The following is a 10,125-nucleotide window of genomic DNA, read 5'->3' on the forward strand; positions in this document are numbered from 1 at the left end:
CACCGCACAAAATACTTCGTACAAATCGATTCGACGTGGACTGGTCTTCTTGCGCGCACTTTCCAGCAGTGGGCGGATCTGCTCGAACTGTTCGCGACTGATATCACTTGGATAACGTGTTCTCATCCTGCAAGTATCACACTTTTTCTGTCAAACCAAAAGACTTTGAACAGGTTCTTAGAAAGGAAGCGTTTTGCAAAAGTCACAGACCGTGAAGATTCAGGTAGAATTGCATGGTTAGGTTCGTGTGGCTGACCAACACCAAGCAATTGAGAAATCTAGTATATACATTAAGCCATAGTGAATTTCTTATCTTATAGAGGAAAATTGTAGATGAATTCTAAATATAACGTCATTTGTATTATTGGCCTTAGCATCGCTCTAATCGGTTGCGACGGAGGACTTCCCGAAGCTGATGCAGTGAATTGTTCGGGAAGGGGAATGGAGAAAGCACTTACAGCTTTTAAAAACAACGAAGCTGAACGGCAAGCATTTCTCGATAAATGTGAAGCATTAAAAAAAGAAAATTAAAAGTACCATTAGAAATTCAAGTCTAATTCAGGAAATGGTTGCTGACACTTTGAAAAAACTGAGATTAATTTCAGTTTCAATGAGTAGCAGATCCAGCTTTAGCAGACTTTAGTCAGATCATACATTTGACATAAGAAGATTGAAAAGAAGGAAAAAGAGTGTCAAATGTAAGGTCTGGCACTAAACTGCCACATCCCCATTTTCTATTATGTCCACATCAAAACATAAAAAGCACACTGTATAACAACAAATTCTAAGTAGAAATACGATTCATCCAAATGAAAAGAAAAATGAATTTCCAGCAAAGTCGCTTTGGATGCTGCTGTAATACTCCTGTTAACGCTTGCGGTAGAAAATATGCTCGCCATCAGTGGAGTAGCGACGCATTTTGCGTGACCACTTTGGTTTGACCTTCTTGCTGTGATACCACAGTACTCCATTCATCCCCTTGCCAGTATCAGCATAGCTCCTGGTTTTGCTTCCTGACCGGTAATCGGAAACCATTGTCCCAGCCAGGAACAGCGCCCTGGCCCATGCATCCCCATCGTATACTTTGTCTGTCTTGCCGTCGTGAGTCCATGAGAACTGGTATGGTTGCCAGACCACTCCGCACACGGTCCTCGGATAGGCTGGACTGACAAGCCGCCTCATCGTCACACTTGCGACCTTGGTCTGCCCCCTCATCGATTCACCACGTGCCTCAAAGTAAATGTTGCAGGCCAAGCAGGATATTGCATCCCGGCGCGCTTTGTTACAGTCGAACACAGCATTCTGCCGGGATGCTTTTGCCACTTGCGCCGACGTAGCGTCATCCAATGCGCACAGCGCTGCCAGGCTTGAAACCAGAATTTGTGAATGAACGCCCATTATAAGAAAAATAAATTCTTTTTTTGCACTAACCCAGATCTGATCTGGCAGTACTCGAGTTTAATTCCCATCAATCTACCTTAAAGCCGACCGTTTCTAGTCTGGTTTAGCGGCAATTCTACCGCTCCCAAGAAAGAATACCGCAAGCCCTGTAAGTAAAAAGAAAATTTGCAATTCCAGCGTCCAGCCGCCAGTATTTGTTAATGTAAATAATTGACTACGATGTGCAAGCGCTATTGCAAATATCATGTTACCAAAAATGAGTAAACCGCCAAACCGAGCAAAAATTCCAATAATAACCATGAGCGGCGCAATCACTTCTCCCAAATAAACGCCGTAAGCCAGAACCTGGGGCAGATCAATGCTAGCAAGTTGTTTCCTAATAAAATCGAGAGCGCTCGGGTTAAATATCTTATGTACACCATGGAATAACATGAGTATTCCTACCGTCAGACGTAAAGTTAATTTACCTAGCGCATCACTCTGAAATGGAAAGCTCATTATGTTCTCCTCCTTGAACAGGGCTGTATCTATGTTCGAATATACCATCGTGGAGAGGGTTAATCCATTCAAGAGACAATATAGGCTTGTAGAAAACAAATAAACTGCCTGGATTTACTGCAAATGGTTTGACCGATTTTATCCGAACCCAAAAAAAGAATTTCAGCTGAGACGAACAGCGTAGCTACACGACGTAGAGATCCTCTGACGATAAATTACCGGGTTCGTATCTTGTGAAATAAATAACATTACCGTCAAGATTTTGTATATGCGTAATTAAACTACCAAAAAATAACTAACCAACGTAATTACTACTATACCAATACAATTCAACGCCAATCCTTCCCGCACCATATTGGCGATCGTGATGTGACCACTGCTGAATACGATCGCATTTGGTGCGGTGGCGACGGGTAGCATGAAAGCACAGCTTGCGCTCATCGCGGCAGGCACCATCAATAGACTTGGATCAAGACCCAAGCCGAGCGCGGCGGAGGCCAGGATTGGCATCAACAAAACCGTAGTTGCGGTGTTACTGGTGGTTTCAGTTAGGAAAGTGACGATCAATGCAATGGTGGCGATCATTATCAGCGGATGCAGGCTGGCAAGCATTGTAAGATGATCACCAATGGCACGCGATAGGCCGGTTTCTACGAACGCTTGTGCGATCGCTATGCCAGCCGCAAACAGCATCAAAATACCCCATGGCACACGCTCGGCCGATTCCCAGTCGATTAATTTACCACCACGACCGTTTGGTATCAGAAATAAAGCCACTACCGCGACCAATGCAACGATTGCATCATTCGCACCTTTCAGGTTAAACCACGTGCTCCAGCCGCCGAAAGGTTCGAGACGGGTCACCCAGGCGAGTGCTGTTAGGCCAAAAACGATCAGCACACGACGCTCTTCCGGCCGCCAGTCGCCTGCAGGCGGAATGACCAATGCACCGTGATAATCCAGTTTGCGTGTCAGCCACAATCCGGCCAGCGGTACAAACATCAACACAACCGGCAATCCCCAGCTCATCCATTGTGTGAAGCTGACAGTGTTACCGGTAAATTTTTCGTACTGCTGCATAAATACCAGATTCGGCGGTGTACCGATCGGCGTACCGAGGCCGCCGATACTACTGCTATACGCAACCGCGAGCAACAATGGCAGCGCCAGTTTTTTATCCAGGCTTTGCGCGATCACCGCCAGCGCGATCGGTAGCATCATCAACACAGTCGCGGTATTAGAAATCCACATACTCAATACCGCAGTCGCCACCATAAACCCGAACACAATACGACGGCTGCTACGCCCTCCGATGATATTGACTAATCCTAGCGCAATGCGCCGGTGCGCACCGGAACGCTCCATTGCTGCGGACAGAATGAATCCACCGAGCATTAGTAAAATCAATTCGTTGCCAAACGATGCGGCAATTTTGTCTTGTGGCAAAACACCAAAGAGTGGGAAAAACGCTAACGGAATGATAGCGGTTGCAGGAATCGGAATCGGTTCGAAGATCCACCACACCACACACAACATCGCAATCGTCCCCGTCCAGCAAGCTGGCGCCCCCCAACCAAACTGGTGCATGATCATTCCCATCACGGCGGCCAAAATCGGTCCCGCCCCTAACGACCATTGGTGATTTATAGCAATCATCATCGAGTTTGCTTTAAGAAATGAACAGTGGCGGCAGCACCACTCACTACAATAAGGCGTTCAGCAACACTTTGAGCAACCAGCTATTAGACGGATCATCTGGATTTAGCAAAGTGTATTTAATGCTACTGATTGAGAGCGCATACTAAGGTATTATCGTAAGAGTTACTTATCATACCTTGACGACTCAACACCTTCTTTATATGCAGATTTGTCACTTCCTGGCATGCAAACAGCACAATAATTCCCGATTGCATGCCACTACTGTTTAACTTTTTTCGTGTCGCGTTGAATCCGATAGGCATTCATCCGTGAATCGTAGGAAAATCCAGATAATTCTTCTGCTCGTTCGCCTTTAAAGCAAGCACTGAAGAAGCTGATGACTGTGTCGTGGTCAACCTCTCCCCAGAGTTGATGTGTGTTACCAACATTCTCGCCACCTGTGAAGTCAACATAGATGGTGTTAGAGGCAATCAGGTTTCTTGCGGTGCGACCAAGGCGGTCACGCTGATTCTGTGCTTCCGACCAACCGAGAATCTTGTCCTTCTCGTTAATGGTCACATAGATACGCTGTCCAGCTATAAGCTTGTGCAGCCACGCTTCATGCCCAACATTATCGCAATCGGCTTGGCACAAGATGACATTAGTAAACATGTCTGTTTCGCGACCATAGTAATCGCTCAGTACATAGTGCTGGAGCAAAAAGTTACCCATACTATATGTCATCAAGTTGAGGTGGACACCGCAGCTCAATAACGACGAACGATCGAAGCCAGGTTCACTCAAGTATTTACCAATGCGCTCCATAACTCGGTCAAAAGCTCCAGTCGACGCCAAGGCAATACGCTTCACGTCACGATATTCCATAGTTACGAATCCGCCTGGGTTGGTTGGCCATGTAAACATTACCACTTCTACGTTGTAACACTTTTCGATGTACTCAGCCTGCTCCAAGGCTTCCTTGAAACTCTTTCCAAAGCCATGCACGTAGATCAGACAGTCGCGTCCGTTTTCTTTACATCGTGCGATTGTCTTATTGAACTCAACTCGACTGGGGAGGTTAGCATCCGTACGTTCTTTTTCATCCTGCTCGGGCACCAATTTTACCTCCCATTTCTTATTCTTGCGGTAAACGTGAGCAAGTCTAATTTCATTGATGCCCAGACTGTTTTGCTTCTCTCCAAAAGCCTTATCACTATCAACGCCAGTTGCTTGCAGCTTTGATGAAAGCGCACGATTTGTAATCACCAGCATCTCGAAACCCCCTAGAATTGAGTTATCAATCTATGATATAGGTACAAGAACCATGTACAGGATAATTTTGTTAGATCGTCCTCCTATGGGATGAATGTAGCGTTAAACAACTTGAGCGTCAATAATGAATGAATTGGTTATTTGAGTTACCCATGAATTCATTGCACCCCACCACCATACAAAAGGTACAGGACGCCAACCTGGAGGCAAAAACATAAGTCCAACGCTCCCCCCAGACATTCCTATCGTGGTATTCCGATAATATCGCTATAGAACACCAGATTACCCATTGATAACTCCTCATCCCTGATTCATACCAGTGACAGGCGAACTAACAGTCTCAGCACCCTTAAGAAAGAATGAACTTGATCGACACTCTCTTCCGCACCAGCCGAGCTTTTACACGGTTAAGAAATCGATCAAAACGTTATTTTGCCGAGCTTATCCGTCATCATTTCTGTAAACCATAAATTACCTTTATAGTCCATTTTAATCCGATGCATCATGGTTCCTCTGCTGGGGAGGGTGTGCGTACTAAATGGAATTCCGGCAATGTCAGAGCCGTCAATATGTCGAATGGATTTATCAAACTTCAAGATATAGTCATATCCTGATGGATTGGGATTGTTTTGATCCACATAGACTTGCACCCACAAATTGTCGTCACAGTCGAATACCAGAGATGCAAGTATGTCATTCTTCTGCAAAGCGGGAACGGGATATTCAGTAATCTTGCCGGACAAATCGATCTTGCCTATCTTAACTCCAGCTTCTTCAGTAAACCACATGAACATCCCCGATGGGTCTGGAATGACTGCAATAGGTCTACTGTTCGATGTTGGTATGGAAAATTCTCTTACAATTCCATCACGAGAGACATTTAAAATGGCACTAGCGAGCAATTCAGTTCCCCAGATATTTCCATCAGCTCCGGCAGATAGGAATATGGGCATTGCAGCCAGATTGTTCAGCTGGAAATGCTCTACACTGCCATCCGGATTAATCTTACCCACTGTGCTGGTACGTTTGCCAGTAAACCAGATAGTTTCTCCGTCTGCATCCAAGCTGATACCGTGTGGGGCTGGATTAATCGGCGATCTCGCACCCTGCACAAATAAGCGCACATCAATTTCTTTGACAATTTTTCCCTGATGATCCAATTGAACGACCAAGCCAAAAAACTCCAGCGAAACCCAAAGTTGCCCTCGTTTATCAAATAATATGCCGTGCGGACCGCTGCCATCCGGCATCTTGTAGTAGTCGACGACCTGCCCTTCATAATCGCATTTAGCAATTTGATGCATGTTTTGCCCAGTAACGTAGATATGCTCTTCATCAATCACTAATTCATGTGTTGAGCCACGTACAGAGCCTGGCCAATTTAGGTTATATTCAGTTATATTTCCGGGTACTGCTGAATTAATTCTGTTCATAATCAGTCCATTCCTTCAATGGTTGCGTAGAGAGTTGTATGTCGTCAAAGCAATTGAGACTTCTGGCTATTTGAATTAAGAGGCACCTTAGCTCACCAGGAATTATTTAATTAGTTAGCGTAATACATTTGACGCCACATAACCAATGTTCACCATTTTATTTTCTCTCGTTCATCCAAAATAGATTGATCATGGCCATAAAAAATATCGGCAGGTGTTAGATTATTGAGTAATTCATCCGACGGGGAAGGATGACTCCCCGACCAGGGCTCGAACCTGGGGCCTGCGGATTAACAGTCCGGAGATCAGTAATCTGTGCCTACAAATAGCCGAAGAATCCAAACTTATTTTTCTGCAAGTATTGATGTGCTTGAAGAAAACCGAACTCATTCCGAGAATCAACCGCACTTGGTGGCACTTCTTCCCTACCCTTTCTCATACAATACATGCAGTTACGACAGTTTCCACCGAACTGATTCCGAACATCGCCCCCCTCCCTGAAACCCAATGACAGCGAGCACAGGCGGGAAAAACCGGCAGAAACGGCCCAAGTTTGCCCCAGGCGGCCCCGTGGAGGTACCGGATGGGGGTAGCCATCCCGCCCCCAAAACGGCCCCACAGCGGCCAACTACGCGTGCGAGGTAGGCCGGACGATACCCCCCACCCCACCGGCGCGACTCAGGTCTCAGCTGGGGATGCCTCCTTGGGTTGCATGGCCTTCTTGATTTTGGCCGATGCACAATTGGATGCTTCCTGCAAAGTCTTGGTCGACAAATGAGCATAGCGCATGGTGACCTTGGGATCAGAATGCCCCAGAATCTGCTGCACTTCATACAAGGTACGGCCACTGTTTATGAGCATTGACGCGTGCTGGTGCCGAAGATCGTGCAGGCGTAGATGTTCCAATCCAGCCTGTTTTCGCAAACGCGCCCATACCTTGGTGATTGTCGTATAGGGCTTTCCGGTATGACGATTGATAAAGACATACTCGAACTGTCCACGGGTGTCCAGCTGATTCAGTACTTCTATGGCGCTCTCGTTGAGGGGTACGGCGCGTATCCGTTTCGATTTGCTATTGGTGGCTCGAACCAGGAAGATTTTCTTCTCCAGATCGATGTCGCTCCATTTAGCGGAAAGCACTTCGTTCAAACGGCAGCCCGTGCTCAGCAATAGGAATGCGATCTGACATACGATGCGGTTTCTGTCGCTATGCAATACTGACAGCAGTCGCTCCAGTTCGGTATCATTCAGGTAATGCGCGACCTTGTTGTCTTCGTGATAGAGCGGCACTTTTGCAGCCGGGTTTGGGCCCTCCATCATCTCCCAGCTGATTGCCAGGTTGAGGGAATACTTGAGCAGCTTCACGTGATGATTGCATGTCGATGCGGCAAGCCCTGCTGCTTTCAATGCGGTATGAAAGGCTTGTATCTGCTGGCGGGTGATCTGGTCGAGGTATTTATTGCCGAATACGTGCCTGATACGCAATCTGTAGAGCTCTTCATCCCGATTCCATGAGCGTTTCCTCAGTTTGACGTAAGGGAGATAATGCTGCTCGAAGAACTCCGTATAGCTCATCACGGCTTGTTTTGTGGGATTACGGCCCAATGCGATTTCCGCTTTGAGTATTTTGGCTTGCTTTAACGCTTCAGATAGCGTGATCTCTGTCGTTCTGCCCAATTTCTGATGGCGGGTCTTGCCGGATTGATCCCTGTATTGATAATAGAAAGTGCCTTGGCCAGGGCTGGTGGCTCTGACCTCAAGGTAAAATGAAGGCAAGTCAGCATGGTAGAAACTGATACGGGATCGACCTTCTGGGCATTGCAGGTTACTGATGCTTTGCTGGGTAAGCTTGATGATAGGCATGGCGGGGTCTCCTGTGGTATTGAATTTTGGATAAAAAAAAGACCGACACCTGCCTGAGGGAGACAAGTGCCGGTCGGGTTGGGTGGGTTATTTCAGTTTGATGTTACTAGACTTACTCAATAGCTATTTATTGATATTTTGAAGTTCTCCGGGGTTGTAGATTCCTGTTTCTTTACACCTACCCCCAACTAACTCACTGATATCAGTACAGTATCACTAGCACTCGGATGAGTGCGTAGTACGCGGTGCCCCCACCACCCTGCTACCACCTGTCAACACATTGATAACATAGCGCTTTTCTCTAGGTGGGGGGTGGTGGGAGCAGTTTGGTAAAATCTATGCTCGCGACGATGTGCTACACGAGGGAGACTTCTCTACACGTGATTCCCATACATCAAGTTGCAAAATCTTCAAAATCTCCTACCCCCTCCACCCACCTATAGCTATCCATTTGATATTTATTGCATTTTCATGTCGTGAGATAGGTGGCAGGGTGGTGGCAGGGGTGCTGACGCTCCTACACACCCAACGCTTAAATTATCTATTAAAATTTATCTTCATCATTGCTTTGTGTACCAGGTGTTTTACCAAATAATTTATCATTAAGCTTATCTTCTTTCAGTGGAACACGCCATTTATTGTGCCCTTTGATCTTTTTAGGCTCACCAAAGAGTTCTCTTAATAAAGAAGCGCATTCTTTGCATTGCTGATTAGTAGGATGATTTACCCCAATTTCTAATAGTAGTTCAATGGGTGCCATGGCTGGTAAATTTCCCTCATTGATCCGATCCAGATCTATCATATCCAGTACACGTTCCCGTATGACACTGATAGCCCGGTGATCTTTGTTTTGCTGCTCCAACAACTTTTCTTCTTCCTGGGTCAACCACCATTGTGCGCCTTCTTCATATTCAACTGCCAGCTGTGCAAATACCTGCTGCATATCGATACCATGTTGATAATTGATTTTTACTATCGGGATTGTCCACCAGCGTGAGTTACCCGTCGGATCAACCAGAAAGTCGTTTTCATTTACTGTCGCGCAAAATACAGTTCTTCTGGGATACTCAGAATCAGTTTTACCGTAAGGACGTCTGACTTTGTCGTAATCGCTGGTAAGAAATCCTTTTAGCCGAGCAATATCTTTTCTGAAACTACTATCTAATTCGCCGATCTCAACAATCCAGTGACTGACAGCCGTTATAATTGAGTCTTTGTTGCCAGCATCCAGGTGGTGGTCAAGTTTCACTACCTCTTCCCGCAGTAAAGATTCGGGTACGAGCGCAGAAATCCATGATGTTTTACCAATACCTTGAGGACCTTGGAGAGTTAAAACACCACGAGCCTTGAATCCATTTGGCTTTAACGCCGCGGCGACAGCACTGATCAACCAGCGATACACCAATATCTGCTTGAGCGCCTTAGGGTACCCTTCACGTTCAACTAAAGTGTCACAGATTGCAACCAACCGATCTTTGCCGTCCCACGGTTTACTAGTGATCCAAACTGCCACGGGATTATATTGATTCTGATCACCGATTGCCTCTAGATAGCTTAGTACCTGACCAATTGCAATACTATTGAGCGTCGCAAGACTGTTAATCGAGGTTAATTTGACATTATCCGCATTGTCTGCGGTGCCAGAATGGCCTGGGATAGTAATCATCAATTTCTTTTTGATCGTGTTGTAACGAACATTGATTCCGTATGATTTGAGTAAGTGTTTCAGATTTGGTATCGTCGCTACAAGATTCCCTTCGCGCGTTCTGTCAGGAAAAGAATCTGCAGACAACGGTTTGGCTTTATCTAGCGTGGATATATTAGCCGTTTTATGTGTTTTCACGTCACCACTGGTACGCGGTGATTTTTCAATATCTGCATCGGGATCACTGAAAACAGAGGCGGTTTTCTTTTGCGAACTAGTCGCTATGTTTCCGGAATTGATCGACTGATTCAGTTGTTTAGTCGACTCTGAAACGGATCTTTCTACAGTCTCTTGCTCATCAATATTTTCGGATGA

10 protein-coding genes are annotated in these 10,125 nt (G+C 46.0%); 2 read left to right on the plus strand and 8 right to left on the minus strand.

Annotation, left to right across the window (positions count from 1 at the left end; all coding sequences use genetic code 11):
• Positions 1-126 (minus strand): transposase (locus J5I83_RS01640; RefSeq protein ID WP_369683378.1); only part of this gene is annotated, 126 nt, incomplete at its 3' end.
• Positions 127-333: 207 nt separating this feature from the next.
• On the opposite strand from J5I83_RS01640, the gene trbK reads away from it, so the two are divergent.
• Entirely contained in the window at positions 334-531 is a 198-nt protein-coding gene (gene trbK / locus J5I83_RS01645; RefSeq protein ID WP_304052772.1) for an entry exclusion lipoprotein TrbK, read from the plus strand.
• A gap of 336 nt (positions 532-867) precedes the next feature.
• On the opposite strand, the gene J5I83_RS01650 is transcribed toward trbK, so the two are convergent.
• From J5I83_RS01650 to J5I83_RS01670, 5 genes are all read right to left on the minus strand, one after another.
• Positions 868-1,398, minus strand: coding sequence for a cell wall hydrolase (locus tag J5I83_RS01650; RefSeq protein WP_304052773.1), 531 nt, complete (start codon positions 1,396-1,398; stop codon positions 868-870).
• Between the two features lie 96 nt (positions 1,399-1,494).
• On the minus strand, positions 1,495-1,899 hold the full coding sequence (locus J5I83_RS01655) for a DoxX family protein (protein ID WP_304052774.1): 405 nt from the start codon (positions 1,897-1,899) through the stop codon (positions 1,495-1,497).
• A 276-nt stretch (positions 1,900-2,175) separates the two neighbouring features.
• Entirely contained in the window at positions 2,176-3,558 is a 1,383-nt protein-coding gene (locus J5I83_RS01660) for an SLC13 family permease (RefSeq protein WP_304052775.1), read from the minus strand.
• A 258-nt stretch (positions 3,559-3,816) separates the two neighbouring features.
• On the minus strand, positions 3,817-4,809 hold the full coding sequence (locus J5I83_RS01665; RefSeq protein WP_304052777.1) for an alpha/beta hydrolase: 993 nt from the start codon (positions 4,807-4,809) through the stop codon (positions 3,817-3,819).
• Positions 4,810-5,228: 419 nt separating this feature from the next.
• Entirely contained in the window at positions 5,229-6,242 is a 1,014-nt protein-coding gene (locus J5I83_RS01670) for a hypothetical protein (protein ID WP_304052779.1), read from the minus strand.
• A gap of 507 nt (positions 6,243-6,749) precedes the next feature.
• On the opposite strand from J5I83_RS01670, the gene J5I83_RS01675 reads away from it, so the two are divergent.
• Positions 6,750-6,887: a hypothetical protein gene (locus tag J5I83_RS01675; protein ID WP_304052781.1), complete on the plus strand. Its 138-nt coding sequence runs from the start codon at positions 6,750-6,752 to the stop codon at positions 6,885-6,887.
• A gap of 33 nt (positions 6,888-6,920) precedes the next feature.
• Here J5I83_RS01675 and J5I83_RS01680 read toward each other — a convergent pair whose 3' ends face one another.
• Positions 6,921-8,105, minus strand: coding sequence for a site-specific integrase (locus J5I83_RS01680; RefSeq protein WP_304052782.1), 1,185 nt, complete (start codon positions 8,103-8,105; stop codon positions 6,921-6,923).
• Positions 8,106-8,649: 544 nt separating this feature from the next.
• Positions 8,650-10,125, minus strand: a 1,476-nt coding sequence (locus J5I83_RS01685; protein ID WP_304052783.1) for a virulence-associated E family protein, incomplete at its 5' end; no start/stop codon positions are given.

This window comes from Nitrosomonas communis (assembly GCF_024102715.1).
Taxonomy (GTDB): domain Bacteria; phylum Pseudomonadota; class Gammaproteobacteria; order Burkholderiales; family Nitrosomonadaceae; genus Nitrosomonas; species Nitrosomonas communis_B.